Source organism: Loktanella atrilutea, from assembly GCF_900128995.1.
In the GTDB taxonomy this organism is placed as follows: domain Bacteria; phylum Pseudomonadota; class Alphaproteobacteria; order Rhodobacterales; family Rhodobacteraceae; genus Loktanella; species Loktanella atrilutea.
In genome coordinates, this window is record NZ_FQUE01000002.1 from 292,600 (window position 1) to 317,761 (window position 25,162).

The window sequence follows — 25,162 nt, forward strand, 5'->3', positions numbered from 1 at the left end:
AGCAAGCGCCGAAGGACGGGTCCATGAAATTCACCGAAGAACACCTCTGGCTGCGCGAGGAAGACGGGATGATCGTCGTCGGCGTGACCGAATTCGGCGTGGCCGAACTGGGCGAGATCGCCTTCGTCGAGCTGCCGGAAGAAGGGGATACCGTGGTGAAGGACGACGAATGTGCCGTCGTCGAAAGCGACAAGACGACCTCCGACATCCTCGCCCCCATCGGCGGAGAGATCGCGGACGTGAATACGGCGCTGACCAAGAACCCCGGGCTTCTGGCTGACGATCCCGTTGGCGACGGCTGGCTCTTTGCCATAACGCCAGAGGACATGGACGAGATGGACGACCTCATGGACGAGGGCGCCTACAAGAAATACGTGGGCTGATCGGCAGCTAGGCCTTTACCGCCCCCATGAACCGGTCCCGGATGGTGACGGGGTCCATCGTGATGACGGGCATCTTGGCATTGCCGCTTTCGCACTTGCAGACGATGACGGTTTGTTTCCCGCTGTCGATTGCGGCCTGCAGGGTCGTACCCGTGTCCTCGGCCGCGCATGCGATCACGTTCTCGCAGCCGCAGGCCCTCGCCACGTCCTCAAGCTTCGTTTTCATCCCTGCGTAGGTCGGCTGATCGCCGGTAGAGCCATAGCTGCCGTTGTCGATGATCAACAGGATGAAGTTGTTGGCCACGTTGTTGGCGATGGTCGGCAGCGTGCCGAGGTTCGTGAGCACCGACCCGTCGCCGTCGATGGCGATGACGGTCTTGGGCTGCGCCAGCGCCAACCCAAGACCGATGGAAGACGCCAGCCCCATCGTGCCCAGCATGTAGAAGTTGCTGGCCTGGTCGTGGATCGCGTGCAGTTCCTGGCTGGGAATGCCGATGTTGCAGACCGCAAGCTGGCCGTCCAGAATCGGCGCGATGTGTTTCAGGATTTCCGACCGGATCATTCGCCATATCCTCCCCAGAAGGACGCATCCGTCAGGATCGCGACCGGCTTGTTGCACATGAAGGTGTATTTCAGGATCGCGTCAAATTCGTCCGCGTCCGACAGCTTGTGGAAGTGATAGGTCGGGATGTTCAGCTGCGCCAGCAGCGCCTTGGTGTGGACTGCCATCTCGGCCTGACAGGCGACGGGCTCGCGCAATTCGCCCCGGTACGAGATCAGCATCGGCAGCGGTATGCGGTAATACTGGATCAGCGTGACAAGCGTGTTGATCGTCACGCCGATGGCGGTGTTCTGCATGATGATGGCACTTCGGGTGCCCCCCATGAAGGCCCCGGCACACAGACCCATGCCCTCGTCCTCCTTGTTCGCCGGAATGTGGCGGATGTCCGGGTGCGCCTCCACCGCGTCGATGACGCCGGCCAGTTGCTTGCAGGGGACGGTGGTGATGAAACCCACGTCGTTCGCCGCGAAGTCCGCGACCAGTTTCTCGGAGATGTTCACGGGGTTTCCTTGATCTGGGTGGTGGCCGGGTCGAAGTCGTGGAAGTATTTCGCCAGCCGCACGTCGGCGGTGCGGGCGTGCCCCTCCATCCCCTCGAGGCGAGAGATGCGCGCCGTCGCCTCGGCAACGGGGCGCGCACCGAGGCGGGTCGCCTGCTGCCACGTGACGATCTTCATGAACTTGTGGACCGACAGGCCGCCGGTGTATTTCGCGGCCCCGCTGGTCGGCAGGACATGGTTCGTGCCGCTGGCCTTGTCGCCGAAGGCCACCGTCGTCTCCTCGCCCAGAAAGAGGCTGCCGTAGTTGCGCAGGCGGTTCAGCCACCATGGCAGGTCGGCGGCCTGCACGTGCAGGTGTTCCGGCGCATAGTCATCCGACGTGGCGGCCAGTTCCTCGCGGCTGTCGCAAAGGATCACCTCGGCGCAGTCGCGCCACGCGGCCTCGGCATTCAGGCGATTGACCTCCGGCAGGCTGGCGATCAGAGCGGGCACGCGGGCCATGACGTCACAGGCCAGGGTTTCATCATCCGTGATCAGCCAGACGGGTGAATTGTAGCCATGTTCTGCCTGCCCTACGAGGTCGGCGGCGACGATGGCGGGCTCTGCCGTCGCGTCCGCCACGATGAGGCTGTCGGTGGGGCCGGCCACCATGTCGATACCGACGCGGCCGAAGAGGAGGCGTTTCGCCTCGGCCACGAACTGGTTGCCGGGACCGACGAGGATGTCCGCGGGCGGCAGGCCCAGCAGACCGAAGGCCATGGCGGCGATGGCTTGCACACCGCCCATCGCGACGATGGTGTCGGCGCCGCACAGATCGGCGGCAAAGATCAGGGCGTCATCGATACCGTCGGCCCCACGCGGCGGCGAGCAGGCGGTGATGTGACCGACGCCAGCGACCTTCGCCGTCGTCACCGTCATGATCGCGCTGGCGATATGGCTGTAACGGCCACCCGGAACATAGCATCCGGCGGCGCTGACTGGGAGGTTTCGCTGGCCCACGGTCAGTCCGGGCAAGACCTCCAGCGTTATATCCTGCAAGGTTGCACGCTGGGCGGTGGCAAATCGCGCGATATTGGCGTGGGCAAAGCGGATGTCGGCTTTGGTCACTTCCGGCACGCGGTCGCAGGCGGCGGCGATCTGTGCGGCGCTCAGGACAACGGTGCCGTCGTAACGGTCGAACTGGCGCGCGTATTCCAGCGCAACCGCATCGCCGCCCGCCTCGATCCGGGTGAGCATGTCCTGCACGATCTGCCGCACGTCGGAGGCGTCCGTTTCTGGCCGCCGGGTTGCCCGTTTCAGATAGGTCCGCGTCATCGCCCCTCCGCTCTCGGCGCTACCTTGCGTCCGGGGCGGGGCAATTGGCAAGGGTCAGGTGGTGACGTCCGGACCGTCGCGCCCCGTGCGGGCCTTGATCCCCGCGATCTCCTCTGCCGCGCCAATGATGCCGGCCAGCGCGTCCTGCGGATCGCGGTCGAAATTGGCGGGGTCAAGCTCCAGCGACTCCAGGTAAAGGCGGAGGGTCGCCCCCGAGGTGCCTGTCCCGGACAGCCGGATCACGAAGCGCGCGGCGTCGTCGAAGATCACGCGGATACCCTGATGTTCGGACACCGACCCGTCGACCGGATCGTGGTAAGTATAGTCGTCGGCGGTGGCGATGGTGCGCCCCTGAATCGTCTGTCCCGGCAGGTCGGGTAATTTCGCGCGCAGGTCCGTCACCAGAGCGTTCGCTGTATCTGTCTCGATCGCTTCGTAATCGTGGCGAGAATAGTAGTTTCGTCCGTAAGTCTGCCAGTGATCCTGCATGATTTCGACCACGGACATCTTGCGCACCGCAAGGATGTTCAGCCACATCAGAACGGCCCAGACGCCGTCTTTTTCGCGCACGTGGTTGGACCCGGTGCCGAAGGATTCCTCTCCGCAAAGGGTCACGCGATTGTCGTCCATGAGGTTGCCGAAAAACTTCCAGCCTGTGGGCGTTTCGTAGCAGGGCAACCCCATCTTCTGCGCCACGCGGTCGGCGGCGGCTGAGGTCGGCATCGACCGGGCCACGCCGGCCAGACCTTCGGTATAGCCCTTTGCCAGATGCGCGTTGGCGGCCAGCACGGCCAGGCTGTCGGACGGGCTGACATAGACGTTCGGCCCTACGATCATGTTCCGGTCGCCATCGCCGTCGCTGGCGGCACCAAAGTCCGGCGCATCGGGGCCGTTCATGGTGTCCATCAACTCGTGCGCCCAGGTGGGGTTGGGATCCGGGTGCATCCCGCCGAAGTCGGGTAGCGGCGTGCCGTGAACGACCGAGCCCTCGGCGGCACCGAGGCGGTTCTCGATGATCTCGATCGCGTACGGCCCCGTGATCGCGTTCATTGCATCGAAGCGGATGCGGAAGCCGTCCGCAATCATTGCGCGGATCTTGTCGAAGTCGAACAGTGTCTCCATCAATGCGGCGTAGTCGGTTACGGGATCGACGACGGTGATCTTCATGTCGCCCAGCGCGGTCTCTCCGATCCGCGACAGGTCGATGTCCTGCGCATCGGTGATCTTGTATTCCGCAATCTCTTTCGTGCGGGCGAAGATGCGATCGGTCAATCCTTCCGCCGCCGGGCCGCCGTTGGGTCCGTTGAACTTGATCCCGAAATCCTCGTCCTCGCCGCCGGGGTTGTGGCTGGCCGACATGATCAGGCCACCGTCGGTCTTGTTCAGGCGAATGAGGTGCGAGGCGGCAGGCGTCGACAACAGCGCGCCCTGCCCCACGATGACATGCGCGGCCCCGTTGGCGGCGGCCATACGCAGGATCACCTGCGCCGCGCGGTCGTTGAAGAACCGCCCGTCGCCACCGACAACAAAGGTCTTGCCTGCCGCCCCGCCGATGGAGTCGAAGACGCTTTGCACGAAGTTTTCAAGGTAGTGCGGCTGCATGAAGACGCGGGTCTTCTTGCGCAGGCCGGATGTGCCGGGCTTCTGACCTTCGATGGGCCGGGTGGTGACGGTATGCATGGGCGGTCCTCCTGAAGCGGACTTAGGTCAAGCGGGGGTCTGGGCAAAGACGCAGACGGAATGTGCTGCGATCTTGGCCGTCGCATCGCCGATGCATTGCGGTCCGTCCTCCGGCGCGGCCGTGTCGAGCACGAGTTCCCACAGGCAGTTGTCCGGAAGGTCCGGCAGCGTGATCGTGACCTCGTCACCCGCATTGAAGGTCAGGAACAGTGTGTCCGTCGAGGCCGCGTATTCCGGCGTGTCCGAGGAGGTGCGCACTTCGACCGACAGGGCGCGCCAGTCGGGGTTCTGCCAGTCGGCGGCCGATGGTGCGCGCCCGTCGGGCATCCGCCAGAACAGGTCGGGCTTTCCGTCGACGCGCCGCGCCCGGCTGTGCAGGAACCGCGACTGTCGCAGCACCGGGTGCGCGCGGCGCAGGTGCGCGAGCCTTTCGACGAAGGCGAGCAGCTTGTGGTCTGGCTTGTGCCAGTTCACCCAGCCCTGATCGTTGTCCTGCGCATAGGTATTGTTGTTGCCCCATTGCGAATTCCCGATCTCGTCCCCGGACAGCAGGAACGGGGTGCCTTGGCTGAGAAAGACCGTGGCCAGCAGGTTACGCTTGCGTTGTGCGCGGGCAGCGCGGATCGCGGCGTCGTCGGTCGGGCCTTCGTGACCCAGATTGTCCGAATAGTTGTCATCCTTGCCGTCGCGATTGTCCTCGCCGTTGGCCTTGTTGTGCTTGACGTTGTAGCTGACGAGGTCTTCCAGCACGAAACCATCGTGGACGGTGACGAAATTGACCGACGACGTGGCGGCCCGGCCCGAATGGTCAAATTGCTCGGCAGACCCGACGACGCGCTTGGCCAGTTCCGCCGTCATCCCCGTGTCGCCGCGCCAGTACTTACGGACGTTGTCGCGATACTTGTCGTTGAACTCTAGGAAGGGATGCGGCCAGTTGCCCAACTGGTAGCCGCCGGGGCCAAGGTCCCAGGGTTCCGCGATCAGCTTGACGTTGCCCAGTACCGGGTCCTGCCGCAGCGCGTCGAGGAACCCGCCCTGCCGGTCGAAGCCATGCTCTTCCCGTCCCAGTATCGTGGCAAGGTCGAAGCGGAAGCCATCGACATGCATCACCTCGACCCAGTAGCGCATGGAATCCATGATCATGCGCAGCACCATGGGGTGTTCGACGCGCAGCGTATTGCCGGTGCCGGTATCGTTGACGTAGAACCGCCTGTCTTCAGCCAGACGGTAATAGGACAGGTTGTCGAACCCCTTGAACGACAGGGTCGGCCCCAGTTCGTTGCCTTCGGCGGTGTGGTTATAGACCACGTCCAGCACCACCTCAATCCCGGCAGAATGGAAGCGCCGCACCATGGTCTGGAACTCCCAGACCCCCTGATCGGTCATGTAGCGCGGTTCGGGGGCAAAGAAGCCGATCGTGTTGTAACCCCAGTAGTTCCGCAACCCCTGCTGCGACAGGAAATGGTCGTCGACATAGGCCTGCGCCGGCATCAGCTGGACGGTCGTCACGCCAATACGCGTCAGATGTTCCAACACCGGCTCTGACGACAGGCCGAGGAACCTGCCACGGGTCATTGGCGACACGCCGGGCATGCGCGCTGTCATGCCTTTGATGTGGGCTTCGTAAAGGACTGTGTCGGATGGCGTAACGGCCGGCGGCTTGTCGTCGCCCCAGTTGAAGGACGGATCGACCACCATGCTGCGCGGAACCGCGAAGGCGCTGTCGCGGTTGTCGAAACTCAGGTCCGCACGCGGACTGCCGACCTTGTAGCCCATGACTGCATCGGACCAGCGTAACTTGCCCGAGATGCGTTTGGCGTAGGGGTCCAGCAGCAGCTTGTTGTAGTTGAAGCGGTGGCCCTGTTCCGGATCATAGGGACCCTGAACACGAAAACCGTATTTCGCACCCGGCGTGATGCCCGCGACATAGACGTGCCAGATGTCGCCGTCCCGTTCCAGCAGAGGGATGCGCGCCCTTTCCTTGCGGCCGTCATCGGTAAAGAGACAAAGGTCGATCGCTTCGGCATGTTCCGAGAACACTGCGAAATTGACGCCCTGCCCATCGAAAGTGGCGCCGAGCGGGTTTGGACGGCCGGCGGCGAGCGGGTGATCGCGCAGTTTGGTCGGAATGCCCTGATTGAGGTTTGCGTTCACGCGGTCAGCGACTCGTATAAGGCGGCATAAGTTAAAGCAGATGTATCCCATCCCAGCGACTGGGACATCCCGCGTTTTTGCATCAGCGCCCATCCCTTCGTATCGCGATGCAAATCAACCACGGTCCGCAGCGCCTGACCGAAGGCCATTGCATCAATCGGATGGAACTGAACGCCCGTCGCCACTCCGGCCTGCCGCGCCATCGGGTTGGCATGGATCACCGTATCCGCAAGGCCCCCCGTCAACGCCACGACGGGGACGCAGCCGTAGCGCAGGCCGTAAAGCTGGGTCAGGCCGCAGGGCTCGAACCGCGAAGGGACCAGCACCGCATCGCCGCCCGCGAACATGCGGTGCGACAACGCCTCGTCATAGCCGATCCGCAGGCCGATCCGATCCGGGTGCGCCCTGGCCAGATCCTTCAATGCCTCCTCCAGACGGCGTTCGCCGGATCCCAGAATGGCAAGGCCGCCGCCCATTGCCACGAAATCCGCGGCAGCGGCGACGATCAGGTCGATGCCCTTCTGATCCGTCAGACGGCTGACCACGATCGCAAGCGGCCCGTCGATACCGGTCAGCCCGAACTCTGCCATCAGCCCGTCGCGATTGGCTTTCTTGCGGCCAAGCGAGGTGCGGCTGTAGGTCTGGGCAATCTCGGGATCTGTTTCCGGGTTCCAGACGGCGTCATCGATGCCATTCAGGATGCCGTGCAGGTCCCCAGCGCGATAGGCCATCAACCCCTCGAGCCCCATGCCGAAGTCGCCGCGCATCAGTTCTGCCGCATAGGTCGGGCTGACGGTCGTGATGGCATCGGCTGTAGCGAGGCCCGCCTTCAGGCTGGACAGGTGCCCCCAGTATTCCAGCGTATCGGAATTGAAAGCTTCGAACGGCAGGCGCAGCTGTCCCAGCATGGCGGCAGGGGCATTTCCTTGGAACGCGATGTTATGGATGGTCATGACCGTCCTGACACGGGTATCGCCGGCAAACCGCAGGTAGGCGGGTGCGAAGCCCGCTTGCCAGTCGTGCCCATGAAGGATGTCCGGCGTCCAACCATCGGACAGACCTTCGATGGCAATGCAGGAGGCGGCCCATGACAGGGCCGCAAACCGTATCGCATTGTCGGGGAAATCCTGCGGATCGCCGTAGGGGCCACCATTGCGGTCGTAGAGGTGTGGCGCATCCAGCAACAACACCGTGTCGGCCCCCACCTGCCCCGCGCGGACCCGCGCCGGACCGCCGAAAAGGTCCGGGTCGGACCACAGCACGCTGTCCGCCTCGGTCCGCGCGATCAGATCGGGATAGGCCGGCAGCAGGGTACGCATGTCCCATCCCTGCCCGGCCAATGCGCCGGGCAAGGCACCTGCCACATCTGCCAGACCGCCAGTCTTGATCAGCGGCACGTATTCGGAGGCGACGGAAAGGACGCGACCCGGCATGTCTCAGGCCCTGTCGTTGAAGGCGTCGATCATGGCCTTCGTGACCAGCACGACGCCACCTTCCGACACCCGGAAACCGTTTGCGCGGTCCATGTCAGGGTCCTCGCCAATCGACAGTCCTTCAGGGATTTCGACCCCGCGGTCCAGGACGCAGTTGCGCAGTTGTGCGCTGCGATTGACCACAACGTCCGGCAGGGCGACCACCCGGTGCAGCGCGGCATAAGAATGTGTCCGCACGCCTGTGAAAAGCAAGGATTCCGATATTTCGGAACCGGAGATGATGCAGTTGCCGCTGACCATCGACGACACGGCAGATCCGCGTCGGCCATCCTCGTTATGGATGAACTTCGCCGGCGGGACACTTTCCGCGTAGGTCCAGATTGGCCAGCTGGTATCGTAAAGGTCCAGAGGAGGCGTGAATTGCGTAAGGTCGATATTGGCCTGCCAGAATGCATCGATTGTGCCGACGTCACGCCAGTAGGGTTCCGTCTCCAGCCCCGAGGTAACGCAGGAATCCTCGAACCGGTGGGCCATCGCCTTGCCGTTGGCCACCATGTAGGGAATGATGTCGTGGCCGAAATCGTGGCTGGAATTGGTGTCGTTCAGGTCATCCAGCAACCGTGCACGCAGTACTTTCCAGTCGAAGATGTAGATACCCATGGACGCAAGCGCGTGATCTGGATCGCCGGGGATGCTGGGCGGATCCTTCGGTTTTTCTAGAAAATCGGTGATCCGGTTCTGCCCGTCGACGTGCATGACGCCGAAGGCCACCGCCTCCATCCGGGGCACGGTCAGGCAGCCGATCGTCACGTCGGCGCCCGTGTCCACATGCTGCTGCAGCATGACCTCGTAATCCATCTTGTAGATGTGGTCGCCCGCCAGCACCACGATGTAATCGATGTCGTAACTGTCGATGATATCGATGTTCTGCGTCACCGCATCGGCGGTGCCGACGTACCACTTCGTCTCGTCCATGCGCTGCGAGGCCGGAAGGATATCGAGGAATTCGTTCCGCTCCGCCCGCAGGAAGCCCCAGCCGCGCTGGCAATGGCGGATCAAGCTGTGGGCCTTATATTGCGTGGCGATCGCCATCTTGCGGATACCGGAATTCAGGGCATTCGACAGGGCGAAGTCGACGATCCGGGTCTTTCCGCCGAAGTAGACGGCCGGCTTAGCGCGGTTGTCGGTCAGTTCCTTCAGGCGGCTGCCCCGGCCGCCCGCCAGGACGAAAGCCAGCGCGCGGTTCGATAGGCGGGTATTGGGCGTCGGTTTCATGTCTTTCCTCCCAGAAATTTCATGTGGCGTCATTTGCACCGGACGACGATCGCGCGGCTTTCATGCATTCCAACCGCTCCGGCAGCGGAACGCAAGATATTCACGGTTTAGAAAGAAATTGGCCGTCATCTGAGGACTGCGGCAGAAAGCCAGCGACTCAGGATACGGCGCATCACCGGCGCTTTCGATCCTGAAAACCCTGCGTCGTATTGCCCGATATTTGACCTTATCGAGGGGCGGCCCAGGCCATGAGAAAGAAGAACGGGATTGCCGTGCACTATCTGACCCTGTTGTGGCTCTTATTGACAACGTCGTTCGCGACGGCTCAATCAGATGTCAAGATCGACGACGGACGGCTGTTTTACGACGACCGGGTGACGGACAGTCGCGATTGCTTTCGCGCCTGCACGCCCTTCTTCGACCATCGGGATGCACCGACGTTCGGCCCCGGCATGGCCACTACGTCAGGTTCATTCTCGCAATATCGCGTCGGGTCGGAAACGTTCGTGCCAACCCGGCACCGTGTCGAGCATCGCAATGCGAGTGGTTTCAAGCGCGTCTATCCTACGACTGGCGCCAGCACTTCCCCTTGGGGATCTGAAGACGATTTGGCGCATCATAAGCTGCAAACAGCGCGTAGTGAATCTCGGCCGATCAACATCATCGCGCAGGTCAACGACTTCGCCTTGGCTCCGAACCAGATCATTGCCACTGTGACCGCCAATGCCCGCCATACCCTTTCCTTGACTCACGCCACTATTTCTTACCTTTTAATGAATGAGCATGCCGCCTGGGATGATGGGAGAAGCTTCCAGTTGGACCTCATCCTCGGTGAACTTATGGGCCGACATAATTTCTCCGGCACAAACCTGACGACCCTGTCGTTCGGCCACAGCATACAAGCCCCTGTGCAGGGGGCCGACTTTTTGCTGGGCGGCGATGTCATGGTTTTTGGCAAGAGCAATGTGCCGCTCGGCCCATCCAACAGGTCTCCGCAATTTACAAACCACAGCGGCCGCCCAGACGATCGCTGGCAATTGGCGTCCGGGATCGCCCTGTTCTACGATGCAACCTCTCTCCGCCCCGAAATCCGCAGACAGACCGATGGAAGGATCACGGGGTCACTGAAACTGAATTTCAATTTCTGACCATAAACCGCAGTCGGTCGCTTGCCTACGAGGCCCGGCTGTGCCTACCTTGGATTCATGACCACGTGCGACAAACGACGCGGGGCGTGCAGTCGAGGCTAAAAGAGCAGGCATGGACACGGGCTTTACCGGCACGTTTGTCGTTCCCTGGTCGCAAACGGAACTGGACGGGCGCCGGTCTGCGCCGGTTGACGACATTCGTGCGGGCGCCGTCTGGTCATGGACCGGGGCGCCGGTCCGCGTGGACGGGCCAAGCGCCATTCTTCCATTGGGGCCGTCGAGGGACATGGCAGACCTACGAAAGCGCGCTGCACCCGCAGTGCGACGCATCCTGGCGGGATCGCGAGCTCCGGCAGCGTGGCCCCCGCCGACACCGCAGGATCCGCTGTTCACAGACAGCTTCGACGTTACAGACGGCTATGCCGCGTGGACCGTCACGCTAGTCCCGCGCGGGCGCGGCCGCACGCCTCTCTTGATGTTCCACGATGCCCTGCCGCCCCGCGATACCGACCTCTGGATCGTGCGCCATGACATCGACATCATGACATTGGCCGAAGCCTCGGCCCCGCCGCACGGCGTGATCTGCTTCACCCCCGGCACGATGATCCTGACGCCGGAGGGGCCACGCGATGTCGCTTCGCTTGTCGAAGGGTGCCGTGTGCAGACTCGCGACAATGGACCGGCCGAAGTCCTCTGGATCGGCAGGCGCGAGGTGACAGGTGCCCGGCTGCGCGCGATGCCGGATCTTGCGCCAATCCGCCTGCGCACCGGTGCGCTGGACAACGATGTCCCGGATGCAGGCCTTCTGGTCTCTCCCGACCATCGCCTCGTGTTGCGCGGACCCAGAGCAAGGGCCCTCTTCAATACCGAGGAGGTTTTGGTCATGGCTCGGGATCTGGTCGACGATGCGCTGGTGCTGCGCGACCATGGCATGCGCAGGGTTACCTACATCCACATGATGCTGGCGCATCATCAGATCGTCTTTGCCAACAACGTGGCAACCGAGAGCTTTCATCCCGCCAGTGCCGCACTGTCTACGATGGGCGACGACGACCGCGACCGGATGTTCAGTCGCTTGCCCGCACTGCGACACGACATCGACGCCTACGGCGGCCACGCCCGACGCGTCCTGACCCGCAGCGAAGCGGTCATCCTATGCCATGATGCCGGGCGCCGGGTCTGAATATGTGCGGTCGGTCCTAGCCGCCCGTCTCGCCGTGGGTGTTCAGGAAGTATTGCGATAGAATTGGCGTTGATGCCGCGCCGAGGGCGCGGGCATTCGGGCCGATGCTGCCGGCGATGATGACAGGCGCCGCCAGACCACGCAGGTCAAGCGCCTTGAGGCAGGTCGCGGTCTGTGTAACCAGCCTGTCGCGGACCGACGCCGGAAAGCCGCCGTCGATGACGATCGCCTCGAAGTCGATAACGGAACAGACCGTCAGCGCGGCAAGTGCAAGCTGCTGGGCCGTCACTGCGATCCAATTGTCAAGGATCGCGTCGAACCGTGACCAGTCCTGCGGCGACGTCCACAGGACAGAGGGATCGTGACCTGCTTGGGTCAGGGCCGTTTCGAGCAGATGGAGAGAGGCTGCGTCGATCAGCTGGATGTCATGCCCGTCGGGCCCGCGCATCGGCAGCGACCCGAAGGCCCCGGCATTGCCGGACCGCCCTTCAAACACGGAATGGTTGAGGATCACGCCGCCGCCGATAAAGGACCCGATAAAGAAATACGCGTAATCGCGCCAGCTCCGCCCGATACCGTAGATATGTTCGGCACGGCTCGCGGCGGTCGCGTCATTTTCGACGAAGACTGGCAGGGACGAAAATTCCACGATGGCGGACGCGAAGTCGAAGGTTCGCCAAGCTTGCATGGCGTCTTCCGGTGCGCCGATGATCTCGTGCCAGTTCCAGATCTCGTAGGGCATGGCGATCCCGATCCCGGCGATCCGGTCTGCCGCCGCTGGCGTCAACGCGTCGGCAAAGGCCACAAGCCCCTCACGCAGGAAGCTGAGGATCGCCTTGGGTAAGGGGTAGCGATAGGTCAGGTTCCGTTCGGCGACGATGCTGCCGATCATGTCGGTCAGAACCAGATCCGCACTGCGTCGTCCGATCTTTAGACCCACGGCATGGGCGCCATGTGGCGCAAGATCCATCGGGATCGACGGCTTGCCGACGCGGCCGCGCTGCGGACTGCCACGGGTCAGCAAACCGTCCTGCTCCAGTCCTCGCAAGATGACGGATACCGTCTGCGGTGACAGGCCCGTCCGCCGCGCGATATCGCTGCCCGCCGATGCACCGTTGCGCAAAAGTGTCGTGAGAATTAATCTTTCGTTATGATCGCGCAGCGTATGCTGGTTCCGGCCGGTGCCGGGATCGCGCACATCGGTATCGCTCATGATCGATCCTCCAGCCACTACAATCACCTAAACCATTTAATAAATCAAGTTGATTTATTTATTGACGAATCATCTTAAATAGTGTCTATCGGGAACAGTCCCCAGCCGGGAGGGCGCGGGGCACGAGCGGTCGTTACCGCTGAAAATCTTTGGGAGGCTACCATGACGAAATTGTTTGCAGGCACCGCTCTGGCGATGATCGCGCTGGCCGGTGCCGCCAGCGCCGAATCCCATACCGGCATGTCCGCATGCCTGATCACCAAGACGGACACCAACCCGTTCTTCGTGAAGATGAAGGAAGGCGCCGAAAAGGCGGCTGCCGATCTGGGCATGGAACTTAAATCCTTTGCCGGCAAGGTCGATGGCGACAATGAAACCCAGGTCGCCGCGATCGAGACCTGCATCGCCGACGGTGCCAAGGGGATCCTGATCACCGCATCCGACACCTCTGCCATCGTCGATTCGGTCCAGAAAGCCCGCGATGCCGGCCTGCTGGTCATCGCGCTGGATACCCCGCTGTCCCCCGCCGATGCCGCCGACGCGACCTTCGCCACCGACAACTTTGCCGCCGGCCTTCTGATCGGCGAATGGGCAAAGGGCACGCTGGGCGATGCCGCTGCCGACGCCAAGATCGCGATGCTGGACCTTGCCGTCAGCCAACCCACCGTCGACGTGTTGCGTGATCAGGGCTTCCTGCAGGGATTCGGAATCGACCTGAAGGACGAGAACGTCATCGGTGACGAGGACGATGCACGCATCGTCGGCAACGACGTCACTGCCGGGAACGAGGAAGGCGGCCGCACCGCGATGGAGAACCTCCTCGCCGTGAACCCCGACATCAACGTCGTCTACACGATCAACGAACCAGCAGCCGCCGGTGCCTACGAGGCGCTGAAGGCCGTGGGCCGCGAGAACGACGTACTGATTGTCTCCGTCGACGGGGGCTGCCCCGGCGTTCAGAACGTGGCCGACGGCGTGATCGGCGCCACCAGCCAGCAGTATCCGCTGGATATGGCCAAGCTGGGCGTCGAGGCGATCGCCGCCTTCGCAAAGGACGGCACGATGCCGACACCGACCGAGGGCAAGACCTTTACCGATACCGGCGTGAAGTTGATCACCGACAAGCCCGTCGATGGCGTCGAGTCGATCACTTCCGAAGAAGGCAAGGCAATCTGCTGGGGTTGATCTGAGCCCGCAGGTTACGACACACTGACGACGACGGGGGCGGCGGAGGATCCGCCCCTGTCGGACAAGTCCGGGGAGGCCTGTGCTGCCGTGACCGGCGCCACAGCAGACATTGAACGCAAAGGGGGAGGCAGGCGATGGCATCGCAATCCGACGACTATGAATCCGTCGTGAAGGTCAAGCGCGAAGAAGCGGTTGCCGAATTTCGTGACGACCACAAGGGCTTCGTCAAGACGGTCCAGCACGCATTGCACGTGACGCCGTCCCTTGTCCCGCTGATCGTCCTGATCGTATCGATCATCGTATTCGGCAGCCTGCTCGGCAGCAAGTTCTTCTCGGCTTCGTCCCTGACGCTGATCTTGCAGCAGGTGCAGCTTGTGGGCATCGTGGCCGCCGCCCAGTCCCTCGTCATCCTGACCGCTGGCATCGACCTGTCCGTCGGTGCGATCATGGTGATGTCCTCGGTCATCATGGGTCAGTTCACCTTTCGCTACGGCATCCCGGCCGAGATATCGATCCTCTGCGGTCTGATCATCGGCACAGCGCTGGGCGCAGCGAATGGAATTCTCGTGTCGAAGATGAAGCTGCCGCCCTTCATCGTGACGCTGGGCACCTGGCAGATCATCCTGGCCGCGAACTTCCTCTATTCCGCCAACGAGACAATCCGCAGCCAGGAGATCCGGACCGAAGCGCCGATCCTTCAGCTTTTCGGCACAACCTTCAAGATCGGCGCCAACGAGGCCGGACAGGGCGGCGCGACGCTGACGGTAGGCGTCATCTTCATGCTCGTGCTGGTGGCCTTTCTCGCTTACATGCTGCGACAGACCGCCTTTGGCCGCCACATTTATGCGGTCGGCGACGATCAGGAAGCGGCGAAGCTCTCGGGCGTGAATGTCGACGGCGTGCTGATCGCGGTCTATGCGCTCGCGGGCCTGATCTGCGCCTTTGCCGGCTGGGCCCTGATCGGGCGCATCGGCTCGGTCTCTCCCACCTCGGGGCAAGAGGCGAACATCCAGTCCATCACCGCCGTCGTGATCGGTGGCATTTCGCTCTTCGGCGGGCGCGGGTCGATCATGGGCTCACTCTTCGGCGCGCTGATCGTGGGCGTGTTCACGCTGGGCCTGCGGCTGGCCGGGGCAGACGCGCAGTGGACGTATCTCTTCATCGGCGCACTGATCATCATCGCCGTTGCCGTCGACCAATGGATCAGAAAGGTGTCTGCATAATGGAACCCATTCTCAAGGGCCGCAATCTGGTCAAGCGCTACGGCAAGGTGACCGCACTCGACCATTGCGATTTCGATCTCTACCCCGGAGAAATCCTGGCCGTGATCGGCGACAACGGCGCCGGCAAGTCCTCACTCATCAAGGCGGTGTCGGGCGCCGTCATTCCCGACGAGGGCGAGATTTTCCTTGAAGGCAAGAAGATCCGGTTTGCCTCTCCCATCGAGGCGCGCGAGGCGGGGATCGAGACGGTCTACCAGACCCTCGCCATGTCCCCTGCCCTGTCGATCGCCGACAACATGTTCATGGGGCGGGAACTGCGCAAACCCGGCTTCCGCGGTAAGTGGCTGCGACAGTTGGACCGGAGCGCGATGGAAAAATTCGCCCGCGAAAAGCTGAGCGAACTGGGCCTGATGACGATCCAGAACATCAACCAGGCGGTGGAAACCCTGTCCGGCGGCCAACGCCAAGGCGTGGCCGTGGCCCGTGCCGCAGCCTTCGGGTCGAAGGTCATCATCCTCGATGAACCGACGGCGGCGCTGGGCGTCAAGGAAAGCCGCAAGGTGCTGGAACTGATTCAGGACGTCCGCGCGCGCGGCGTGCCGATCATCCTGATCAGCCACAACATGCCGCACGTGTTCGAGGTCGCCGACCGCATCCACGTCCACCGGCTGGGCAAGCGGCTTTGCGTCATCAATCCGCGGAACCACTCGATGTCCGACGCCGTCGGCTACATGACCGGCGCCAAGGTGCCCGATCAGGAAATGGAAATGGCCTGACAGGACGGCAGGCCGCCCGTCACGGTCGCGGCCTGCGCGTTTCGTCTGGTCAAAATACCCTGAGGACCCAAGGGCGGCGGATCAGCCAGAGGCCCCCGCCCCGAAGCTCTTGCGATAGTCCCGCGCCGAAAGACCCATCCCCTTGCGGAAGACCCTTGCGAAATACGCCGGGTCCGAAAATCCCAGATCATAGGCGATCGTCGTGACCGGCTGACGGGTGTAGGCCAACCGCCGCGCCGCCTCTCCCAGCAGATGGGCCTGCACTGCGCCCATGACCGACTGATCCGCCTGATGGCGGACGACCCGGTTCAGCTGCGTGGAGGAGGTGCCAAGATGTGCCGCGTAATCCTTCACGCGCCACCCGTCCGCCGCATGGGTCCTTACCGCATCCTCGAACCTGGCATAAAGGGTCGCAGCAGGATCGGTCATCGAAGGCTCTGCCGTCACCAGATCGCAGCCCAGCGCCACCACGAGGGCGCGCAGGGCAAGATCCCGTGGACCTGACCGATCCGCGTACCGGTCGGCAATGGCTGCGAAAAGACTCGCCATCCGGGGCGTTTCCGCTCGCGATTGGAACCGCCGCAGACCCGTCGGTGCAAGGTCGGACAGCACGTCGACCGGAACCGTCACGACGTAGCCTTCTGTCCCGGCCTCGAAGATGAAACCGTGTTCAAGCTGGCTCGGGATCGACAGTGCCACGGGCAGGTGCAGCGGCCGGTCGCCATCCGCCAGTCGCAGGGTCACGTCACCGGACCGGAACAGAAAGAACTGGTGCAGGTCCGGATGCCGATGGCGCGCTATCTTCCAGCCGTGTCGATGCGCGCGGGCATTGATGTCCTCGCAGTGCAGGACGTCGGGAAAGATGCGACCCTCGCCGAACAAGGCGAAGGCAGGTGTTCGTTTGGCTGGATTGTCCAAGTTCTCGCTCCGATCCTTCGGGTATCATGCGGCCGGCAGGTCCATCCTTGCAAGACATGCTGTCAGAGGGGGGGCACATGCGCACGCAAGTCTGCATCATCGGAGGGGGGCCTTCGGGCCTTTTGCTGTCGCAATTGCTGCACCGGGCGGGCATCGCATCCGTTGTGCTGGAACGTCGGTCGCGCGACTACGTCCTCGGTCGGATCCGCGCGGGCGTGCTGGAATACGGCTCCGTCGGGATGCTGGAACAGGCCGGTGTCGCGGCTCGCGCCCATGCAGAGGGTCTGCCCCACTCCGGCACCTACCTTGCGGTGCAGAACGAAGGGTTCCGGATCGATTTCGACGCGCTGATCGGGAAGAAGGTGATGGTCTACGGCCAGACCGAAGTGACCCGTGACCTCTATGACGCCCGCGAAAAGGCAGACGGTATCGTGATCCACGAGGTGGAAGGCACGTGGCCCCACGATCTGGACACCGACGCACCCTATGTCACCTACACTCTGGACGGCACGGAATACCGTGTCGACTGCGATTTCGTGGCCGGATGCGACGGCTTTCACGGCCCGTCGCGCCAAGCAATTCCAAAGGATGTGCTGACGGAATACGAGCGCGTCTACCCCTTCGGCTGGCTGGGTGTCCTGTCGGAAACGCCTCCCGTCAGCCACGAGCTGATCTACGCCAACCACCCGCGCGGGTTTGCGCTGGCGTCGATGCGCAATCCGCATCTCAGCCGCTACTACATTCAGGCCCCCGTCGATGACCCCCTCGACAAGTGGACCGACGCGGCGTTCTGGGACGAACTGCGCCGCCGCCTGCCCCACGACGCAGCAGAGGCGCTGGTCACGGGCCCTACCATCGAGAAATCGATCGCACCCCTGCGATCCTATGTCGCCGACCCGATGCGCTGGGGCCGTCTGTTCCTTGTCGGCGACGCGGCCCACATCGTGCCGCCGACCGGCGCCAAGGGATTGAACCTCGCGATCTCGGATGTGCATTACCTGTTCAAGGCCTTGAAGCTGCACTATGGACAGGGTGACGAAACGGGTCTCGACGGGTATTCTCAGACCGCCCTCGCGCGTGTCTGGAACGCGATCCGGTTCAGCTGGTGGTTCACCACGACGATGCACCGCTTTCCCGAACAAACGCCCTTCGATCAGGCCATTCAGGATGCAGAGCTGCGGTATCTGCAAGCGTCGCCAAGGGCGCAGGCCGCGTTGGCAGAAAACTATGTAGGCCTGCCCTACTGACGGTCCGGCGTCACTAGGGCAGGCATGGAACGATTTAACGATTTCGCAATCTGCCGCCGGCGTCCGGAGTGCCATACATTGACGAAGGGTTGCCCGACGCTAGCTGCATAGCTTCTGTCCAGAACGGCGGTCCCATGAAACGCTTCACCTGCCCCACCTGCGCCAACGAGGTGCATTTCCGAAATCAGTCCTGCGTCAACTGCGGCACACGCCTCGGGTTCGATGCCAATGCCATGACGATGCGCGCTGCCGGCGGCGATGTGGTGCTTTGCGCCAATGCCGAGGGAGCCGCCTGCAACTGGCTTGCGATCGATGCCAAACAGGGGAGCTACTGCCTTGCCTGCCAGCACAACCATTTCATCCCCGATGCCTCGATGGAGGGCAACCTTGTCCGCTGGCAGGAAGTCGAACTTGCCAAGCGCAAGCTGATCTACGGGCTGATGCGGTGGCACCTGCCGCGCCCGACCCGCGCCCAGAACCCGAACCTCGGGTTGGCCTTCGACTTTCTGGCCGATGCCGAGGGGCCGAACGGCGTGACGCCGGTGATGACTGGCCATGAAAGCGGGCTGATCACGATCAACATCGCCGAAAGCGATGACGACGTGCGCGTCGCTCGCCGCACCGCGATGGACGAGCCCTACCGCACGCTGATCGGCCACATGCGGCACGAGGTCGGGCACTTCTACTGGGCGCTGCTCGTCGACAATTCGCCGCAGATCGACCGCTATCGCGAACTCTTCGGGGACGAGAGGGCGGATTACAGCGCGGCGCTGCAACACCACTACGACAACGGCGCGCCGCAGGGCTGGCAGCAGACGCACATCAGCGCCTACGCCACCTCTCACCCGTGGGAGGACTTTGCAGAGACCTGGGCTCATTGGATGCACATCGCCGACGGGGTCGAAACCGCTGCCGCCTATGCCATGTCGCTGGACGGGCGTCAGGTGACGGAGGACGCCTATGCCGCCAAGGAAATAGAGCCGGTGGTCGAGGCGTGGGTGCCGGTAACGGTCGCGCTGAACAACATGAACCGCGCCATGGGTCAGCCCGACCTTTACCCCTTCGTTCTGAACAAGCCGGTCATGGCCAAGCTGCAGTTCATCAATGACCTGATCCACGGCGCCGCAATCGCCTAATTTTCAGGCACTCCGTTTCCTTTGCCCGCGTTTCGATCAAATGCGGGTGGAGGTGGCGGGCACATCGTGGGACAGTTCATGACAACTGTTCCGAAAGGTTGCCCATGTCGATCCTCGCCGCGATCCGCCACCTGACCCATTACCAGTACGATCGGCCCGTGACGCTCGGTCCACAGATCATCCGGTTGCGACCCGCCCCCCACAGCCGGACGCCAGTGCTGTCGCACAGCCTGAAGGTGACGCCGGCGAACCACTTCGTGAATTATCAACAGGATGCCTACGGCAACTGGCAAGCCCGCTACGTCTTTCCAGATCCGGTCACCGAATTCAAGGTCGAGGTCGATGTCGTTGCCGACATGAGCGTCTACAACCCCTTCGACTTCTTCGTCGAGGATACGGCACAGGAATTCCCATTCGCCTACCCCGCAGCCATTCACGACGACCTGTCGATCTACATGCGGACCCATGAAGAGGGCCCGCTTTTCAGCAAATATCTCGACGGCATCTCCCGCGATACGCAGCGTACCATCGACTTCGTCGTCGGGCTGAACGCGCGGTTGGCGCGCGACATCGGTTACATCGTCCGCATGGAACCGGGCGTGCAGACACCGGAGGAGACGCTGCAGTTGGCGAAGGGGTCCTGCCGGGACACCAGCTGGCTGCTGGTAAACCTGCTGCGCCATCTGGGACTGGCCGCGCGTTTCGTGTCAGGCTATCTGATCCAGCTGAAGCCCGACCTGAAGGCGGTATCGGGTCCGCAGGGGACAGAGAACGACTTCACCGATCTTCACGCCTGGTGCGAGGTCTATCTGCCCGGCGCCGGCTGGGTCGGCCTCGACCCCACCTCGGGCCTCTTGACCGGCGAAAGCCATATCCCGCTCGCCGCGACGCCGCATTACGCAAATGCCGCACCGATTTCCGGCATGGCGAGCTTTGCCGAGGTCACCTTCGACTTCGACATGACCGTGACCCGCGTGGCGGAGCATCCGCGCATTACCAAGCCGTTCTCGGACGCGGCTTGGGACAAGCTGAACGCGCTGGGGCAGACGGTGGACAAGGCACTTGACGACGGCGACGTGCGCCTGACGATGGGCGGCGAACCGACCTTCGTGTCCATCGACGACTTCGAGGCGGAGGAGTGGAACACCGGCGCCGTCGGCCCCACGAAGCGCCTGTTTGCCGACAAGCTGATCCGCCGCCTGCAGGCGCGTTTCGCGCCCGGCGGTTTCCTGCACTACGGGCAAGGCAAGTGGTATCCGGGCGAGACCCTGCCGCGCTGGACGTTCTCACTCTACTGGCGCCGGGATGGCGAGCCGATCTGGGTCGACCCCGACCTGATCGCCGCCGAGGATGCGACGGGGGCGACCAAGGAGCAGGCGCAGGCCGTCCTGCACACCATGGCCGAGACGCTGGGCGTGCCGCCCGCCAACGTCATCCCCGCCTTCGAGGACCCCGCCGACTGGGTGCTGAAGGAAGGCAACCTGCCGGTCAACGTGACGCCGGAGAACAACGAACTGAAGGACGCAGAGGCTCGCAACCGCATGGCCCGCGTCTTCGAACGCGGGTTGACGGAGCCGTCGGGCTACGTCCTGCCAGTTCAGAAATGGCAGGGTCGCGCCAAGTCGCAATGGCTCTCCGAAGTCTGGGAGATGCGGCGCGGGCACCTTTACCTCGTGCCGGGCGACAGTCCCGTAGGCTATCGTCTGCCCTTGGGATCGCTGGAACATATCCCCGAAGCCAGCTATCCTCATGTCATCGTCGGCGATCCGATGCAGGACCGCCCGCCACTGCCACCGCGTCCGGGTCAGGCCCCCACGCGCGACCTGCGTGAGGAGGAAATCCCAGAGCAGATGCGCGCCAGCTTCACTGCGGCGGAGCCGGTGCAGGAGCGCACCGAGCAGGTGATCAGCGACCTGAAGGGCCGCGTGCGGACCGCCGTGTCGGTCGAACCCCGCGACGGGCGGCTTTGCGTCTTCATGCCGCCCGTGGAGGAGGTGGAGGACTACCTCGAACTCGTCGGCGCGGCAGAGGCGGCCGCAAAGAAGCTTGGCGTGCCTGTCCATATCGAAGGCTATGGGCCGCCATCGGACCCGCGCCTGAACGTGATCCGCGTCGCCCCCGATCCCGGCGTGATCGAGGTCAACATCCACCCCGCGCATAGCTGGGAGGATTGCGTCAACACCACCGAGATCGTCTACGAGGAGGCGCGGCAACTGCGCCTTGGCGCCGACAAGTTCATGATCGACGGGCGGCACACCGGCACGGGCGGCGGCAACCACGTTGTCGTGGGCGGCGTCACACCCGCCGACAGCCCCTTCCTGCGGCGTCCCGACCTGATGCGGTCGATCATCCTGCACTGGCAGCGGCATCCGTCCCTGTCCTACCTCTTCAGCGGCATGTTCATCGGTCCGACCTCCCAGGCCCCCCGCATCGACGAGGCGCGGATGGACAGCCTGTACGAGCTGGAAATCGCGCTAGACCAGATCCGCACGCCCGAAGAGGGCGATGTGCCTGCCCCGTGGCTCACCGACCGGCTGCTGCGCAACCTGCTGGTCGATGTGACCGGCAACACCCACCGGGCCGAGATCTGCATCGACAAGCTCTATTCCCCCGACGGCCCCACCGGGCGACTCGGCCTCGTGGAATTCCGCGGCTTCGAGATGCCGCCCAATCCGCGGATGAGCCTTGCCCAGCAACTGCTGATCCGGGCGCTGATCGCGCGGATGTGGAAGGCCCCGATCAAGGGCAACCTGACGCGCTGGGAGACCACGCTGCTCGACCGGTTCATGTTGCCCGAGATGGTCTGGCAAGACTTCCTCGAGGTGCTGGCTGACCTGAAACAGCACGGTTTTGATCTGGACCCCGACTGGTTCAAGGCGCAGGAGGAGTTCCGGTTTCCCTTCTGCGGCGAGATCGAGGTGAACGGCGTGCACCTCGAGATCCGGCAGGCGCTGGAACCCTGGCACGTCATGGGCGAGACCGGGGCGATCGGCGGCACCGTGCGCTATACCGACAGCTCGGTCGAGCGGCTGCAGGCGAAGCTGACGGCGACCGATCCGGGCCGCTACACAATGACGTGCAACCGGCGCACCATGCCGATGCAGCCCACCGGCAAGAACGGCGAAAGCGTCGCCGCCGTGCGCTTCAAGGCGTGGCAGCCGCCGCTCGCGCTGCATCCCAAATTGCCCGTCAACGCGCCATTGACCTTCGACATCTACGATACCTGGACGGGACGCGCGATCGGCGGCTGCACCTATCACGTGGCCCATCCGGGCGGTCGCAATTATGATACATTTCCCGTCAACGGGAACGAGGCAGAGGCCCGTCGCCTTGCCCGTTTCGAACCCTACGGACATACTGCCGGAACCTATGAACCCCAGCCCGAAACGCCACATCCCTCATGCCCCATGACGCTGGACCTGCGCCGCAAACCGGGCCTGTGATGCCCGCCCAAGCCGCCGGCATTTCGGGGCTGTTCGACAGCTACCGGCCCTTGCCCGGCGTCCCGGACGAGCTCTGCGATGCCCAGGGTCGGATGCGCCCCGGCTGGGCGCCGCTGCTCGACCACCTCTCCGCACTGACCCCTTCCCGGATCGCTGCCGATTTCGCCCGGGGCGAGCAGCATCTGGCGGACGCGGGTGTATTCTTTCGCAAGTACGGCGATGCGACAGCGGCGACGCGGGACTGGCCCTACAGCCCGGTGCCCGTCGTCCTTGCACAAGCGGACTGGGATACGATCAGCGCGGGACTGATCCAGCGTGCCGATCTGATGGAACAGGTGGCGGCCGACCTCTACGGTCCGAACCGGCTCGTCGCTCATGGACACTTGCCGGCGCAACTGGTGGCCTCGAACCCTGAATGGTTGCGCCCGATGGTCGGCGTGGCACCTCGCGGCGGCCACTTTCTGCACTTCTGCGCCTTTGAACTCGGGCGCGGTCCGGACGGACGCTGGTGGGTGCTGCAAGATCTGACCGACGCCCCGTCCGGCGCCGGTTTTGCGCTGGAGAACCGGATCGCCACCACGCATGTCTTCCCCGACCTCTACGCGCGGGCCAACGTCCAGCGGCTTGCAGGCTTCTTTCAGGATTTCAGGTCCGCCCTGACGGACCTGAAGGGCGACCGCAGCAGCCGCGCCGCGATCCTGACACCCGGCCCCTTGACGGATACCTACTACGAGCAGGCCTATATCGCCCGCTATCTGGGACTGAGCCTTTTGGAGGGCGGCGACCTGACGGTCGCCGACGGTGGCCTGAAAGTGCGCACCGTAAAGGGCCTTATCCCGGTCGAGGTACTGTGGCGGCGCATGGATGGAATCTGGTCCGACCCGCTGGAACTGCGGCGCGACAGTCACCTTGGCACGCCCGGCCTGATGTCTGCGATCCGGCAGGGGCAGGTGACGATGGTCAATGCATTGGGGGCCGGCGTGCTGGAAACGCAGGCCCTGATGGCCTTTCTGCCGGCGATCAGCCGGGTGCTGACCGGCGCCGACCTGATGCTGCCCAACGTGGCGACATGGTGGTGCGGTCAGGCCGCCGAACTGGCCCACGTTCAGCGCCACGCGGCGCGCATGATGATTGGTCCGGCCCTCGCGACCCGTATGCCCTACGAGACTTCGGCCCCCCACGCGATCGGCGGCACGCTGACCGGCACTGACGATCCCGCCGTCGGCCAGTGGCTTGCCGCCAATGCGGCGGATCTGATGGCAAAGGAACTCGTGACCCTTTCGACGACACCGGTCTATGAGAACGGCGCCCTCGTGCCCCGACCAATGACCCTCCGCGTCTTCCTGGCCCGCGGGCCGCAGGGCTGGCACGTCATGCCCGGTGGCTTTGCCCGGATCGGCGGCGGCGCCGATACCTCTGCCGTTTCAATGCGGCGCGGCGGGTCGGTGGCCGACGTCTGGGTCGTGTCCGACACACCCGTCGCGACCCCCACACTGCTGCCGCGTGCGGGTGACGGTCCCTTTCGTCGCGCCACGCCGGAGGCGCTGCCGAGCCGGGCCGCCGACAACCTGTTCTGGCTGGGTCGCTATATCGAGAGGACGGAGGGTCAGCTGCGCTTGCTGCGGGCCTATCATGGTCGCTTGTCGGAAGGTGCCTCGGGGCCCCTGCTCGACGGGATCCGCGGCCATTTGGGCGACAACGGCATCAAGATGGATCACGCAATACCCAAGGGCCTGTGCCGGACGCTGGCGGCGGCTGTCCATTCCGCCAGCCAGATCCGCGATCGCTTCAGCGTCGACGGTTGGGCGGCGCTCACGGACATGGACAAGACCCTCGCCAAGATGCAGGGCACGACGAAAGTCGGGGATGACGGAGCGCTCGCCACGGGAATCCTGTTGCGCAAGGTCGCCGGGTTTTCCGGCCTGACCCACGACAACATGTACCGCACCGCCGGCTGGCAGTTCCTTGCTATCGGACGCGCTCTCGAACGCGCGGCGATGACCCTCGGCCTGCTGTCGCGGCTGGCCGATCGGGATGCGCCGGACGGGGCCCTCGACCTGGCGGTCGAGATCGGCGATAGTGTCATCGTCCATCGCCAGCGCTATGCCACGATCACCAGCCGCGATACCGTGATCGACCTGCTGGCACTTGATCCCCTCAATCCGCGCGCCGTACGGTTCCAGCTTGATACCCTGCTGGCGCGGGTAACGGATCTGACGGCCGACGCGCCGCTGGGTCACATGACCGATTTCGAACGTAGCGTGCGGACACTACAGACCGCCTTCGCCGTTCACACGGTCGTCACGCTCGACACCGCCGCCCTCGATGCCGCCCTGACGGAGGTGCTGGGGCTGTCGAACACGATCAACGCAGCTTTCCTGCATTGA

General features: G+C 63.7%; 19 protein-coding genes. 10 read left to right on the top strand and 9 right to left on the bottom strand.

What is annotated here, in order from left to right; genetic code table 11:
* Positions 1 to 23: 23 nt before the first annotated feature.
* On the top strand, positions 24 to 383 hold the full coding sequence (gcvH, locus tag BUA54_RS06630; protein WP_072856441.1) for a glycine cleavage system protein GcvH: 360 nt from the start codon (positions 24 to 26) through the stop codon (positions 381 to 383).
* Between the two features lie 7 nt (positions 384 to 390).
* Here the strand turns inward: gcvH and comE are convergent, their stop codons facing one another.
* From comE to glgC, 7 genes are read right to left on the bottom strand one after another with little or no spacing between them, the layout of a single operon-like run.
* Entirely contained in the window at positions 391 to 945 is a 555-nt protein-coding gene (gene comE, locus BUA54_RS06635) for a sulfopyruvate decarboxylase subunit beta (protein WP_072856442.1), read from the bottom strand.
* On the bottom strand, positions 942 to 1,445 hold the full coding sequence (locus tag BUA54_RS06640) for a decarboxylase (RefSeq protein WP_072856443.1): 504 nt from the start codon (positions 1,443 to 1,445) through the stop codon (positions 942 to 944). Before BUA54_RS06640 ends, comE begins: the two co-directional genes overlap by 4 nt.
* Entirely contained in the window at positions 1,442 to 2,758 is a 1,317-nt protein-coding gene (gene hisD, locus BUA54_RS06645) for a histidinol dehydrogenase (RefSeq protein WP_072856444.1), read from the bottom strand. Before hisD ends, BUA54_RS06640 begins: the two co-directional genes overlap by 4 nt.
* A gap of 54 nt (positions 2,759 to 2,812) precedes the next feature.
* On the bottom strand, positions 2,813 to 4,438 hold the full coding sequence (locus tag BUA54_RS06650; protein WP_072856445.1) for an alpha-D-glucose phosphate-specific phosphoglucomutase: 1,626 nt from the start codon (positions 4,436 to 4,438) through the stop codon (positions 2,813 to 2,815).
* A gap of 27 nt (positions 4,439 to 4,465) precedes the next feature.
* The gene (gene glgX / locus BUA54_RS06655) at positions 4,466 to 6,592 is read right to left on the bottom strand and encodes a glycogen debranching protein GlgX (protein WP_245810587.1); all 2,127 of its coding nucleotides are present in this window, start codon (positions 6,590 to 6,592) and stop codon (positions 4,466 to 4,468) included.
* On the bottom strand, positions 6,589 to 8,025 hold the full coding sequence (gene glgA / locus BUA54_RS06660; RefSeq protein ID WP_072856446.1) for a glycogen synthase GlgA: 1,437 nt from the start codon (positions 8,023 to 8,025) through the stop codon (positions 6,589 to 6,591). Before glgA ends, glgX begins: the two co-directional genes overlap by 4 nt.
* 3 nt (positions 8,026 to 8,028) lie before the next feature.
* Positions 8,029 to 9,300: a glucose-1-phosphate adenylyltransferase gene (gene glgC / locus BUA54_RS06665; RefSeq protein WP_072856447.1), complete on the bottom strand. Its 1,272-nt coding sequence runs from the start codon at positions 9,298 to 9,300 to the stop codon at positions 8,029 to 8,031.
* A 248-nt stretch (positions 9,301 to 9,548) separates the two neighbouring features.
* Between glgC and BUA54_RS06670 the strand changes: the two genes are divergently transcribed.
* Both BUA54_RS06670 and BUA54_RS06675 read left to right on the top strand, forming a co-directional pair.
* Positions 9,549 to 10,448 carry a hypothetical protein gene (locus BUA54_RS06670; protein ID WP_072856448.1) on the top strand — a complete coding sequence of 300 codons (900 nt, stop codon included), beginning with the start codon at positions 9,549 to 9,551 and terminating at the stop codon, positions 10,446 to 10,448.
* 112 nt (positions 10,449 to 10,560) lie between these two features.
* Entirely contained in the window at positions 10,561 to 11,631 is a 1,071-nt protein-coding gene (locus BUA54_RS06675) for a Hint domain-containing protein (protein WP_072856449.1), read from the top strand.
* A gap of 16 nt (positions 11,632 to 11,647) precedes the next feature.
* On the opposite strand, the gene BUA54_RS06680 is transcribed toward BUA54_RS06675, so the two are convergent.
* Positions 11,648 to 12,844: an ROK family transcriptional regulator gene (locus BUA54_RS06680; protein ID WP_072856450.1), complete on the bottom strand. Its 1,197-nt coding sequence runs from the start codon at positions 12,842 to 12,844 to the stop codon at positions 11,648 to 11,650.
* Positions 12,845 to 13,006: 162 nt separating this feature from the next.
* Here BUA54_RS06680 and BUA54_RS06685 point away from each other — a divergent pair, with 162 nt between their 5' ends.
* The 3 genes from BUA54_RS06685 (at position 13,007) to BUA54_RS06695 (ending at position 16,031) form a co-directional block, all read left to right on the top strand.
* The gene (locus tag BUA54_RS06685; RefSeq protein WP_072856451.1) at positions 13,007 to 14,029 is read left to right on the top strand and encodes a sugar ABC transporter substrate-binding protein; all 1,023 of its coding nucleotides are present in this window, start codon (positions 13,007 to 13,009) and stop codon (positions 14,027 to 14,029) included.
* A 137-nt stretch (positions 14,030 to 14,166) separates the two neighbouring features.
* The gene (locus BUA54_RS06690; protein WP_072856452.1) at positions 14,167 to 15,255 is read left to right on the top strand and encodes an ABC transporter permease; all 1,089 of its coding nucleotides are present in this window, start codon (positions 14,167 to 14,169) and stop codon (positions 15,253 to 15,255) included.
* Positions 15,255 to 16,031: an ATP-binding cassette domain-containing protein gene (locus tag BUA54_RS06695; RefSeq protein WP_072856453.1), complete on the top strand. Its 777-nt coding sequence runs from the start codon at positions 15,255 to 15,257 to the stop codon at positions 16,029 to 16,031. Before BUA54_RS06690 ends, BUA54_RS06695 begins: the two co-directional genes overlap by 1 nt.
* Positions 16,032 to 16,112: 81 nt before the next feature.
* Here BUA54_RS06695 and BUA54_RS06700 read toward each other — a convergent pair whose 3' ends face one another.
* Positions 16,113 to 16,949 (bottom strand): helix-turn-helix domain-containing protein, encoded by an 837-nt coding sequence (locus BUA54_RS06700; protein ID WP_072856454.1) that lies wholly within the window; start codon positions 16,947 to 16,949, stop codon positions 16,113 to 16,115.
* 77 nt (positions 16,950 to 17,026) lie between these two features.
* On the opposite strand from BUA54_RS06700, the gene pobA reads away from it, so the two are divergent.
* The 4 genes from pobA (at position 17,027) to BUA54_RS06720 (ending at position 25,162) form a co-directional block, all read left to right on the top strand.
* On the top strand, positions 17,027 to 18,196 hold the full coding sequence (gene pobA, locus BUA54_RS06705) for a 4-hydroxybenzoate 3-monooxygenase (RefSeq protein WP_072856455.1): 1,170 nt from the start codon (positions 17,027 to 17,029) through the stop codon (positions 18,194 to 18,196).
* 134 nt (positions 18,197 to 18,330) lie between these two features.
* Entirely contained in the window at positions 18,331 to 19,332 is a 1,002-nt protein-coding gene (locus BUA54_RS06710) for a zinc-binding metallopeptidase family protein (protein WP_072856456.1), read from the top strand.
* A 104-nt stretch (positions 19,333 to 19,436) separates the two neighbouring features.
* Positions 19,437 to 22,775 (top strand): transglutaminase family protein, encoded by a 3,339-nt coding sequence (locus BUA54_RS06715; RefSeq protein ID WP_072856457.1) that lies wholly within the window; start codon positions 19,437 to 19,439, stop codon positions 22,773 to 22,775.
* Entirely contained in the window at positions 22,775 to 25,162 is a 2,388-nt protein-coding gene (locus BUA54_RS06720; RefSeq protein ID WP_072856458.1) for a circularly permuted type 2 ATP-grasp protein, read from the top strand. Before BUA54_RS06715 ends, BUA54_RS06720 begins: the two co-directional genes overlap by 1 nt.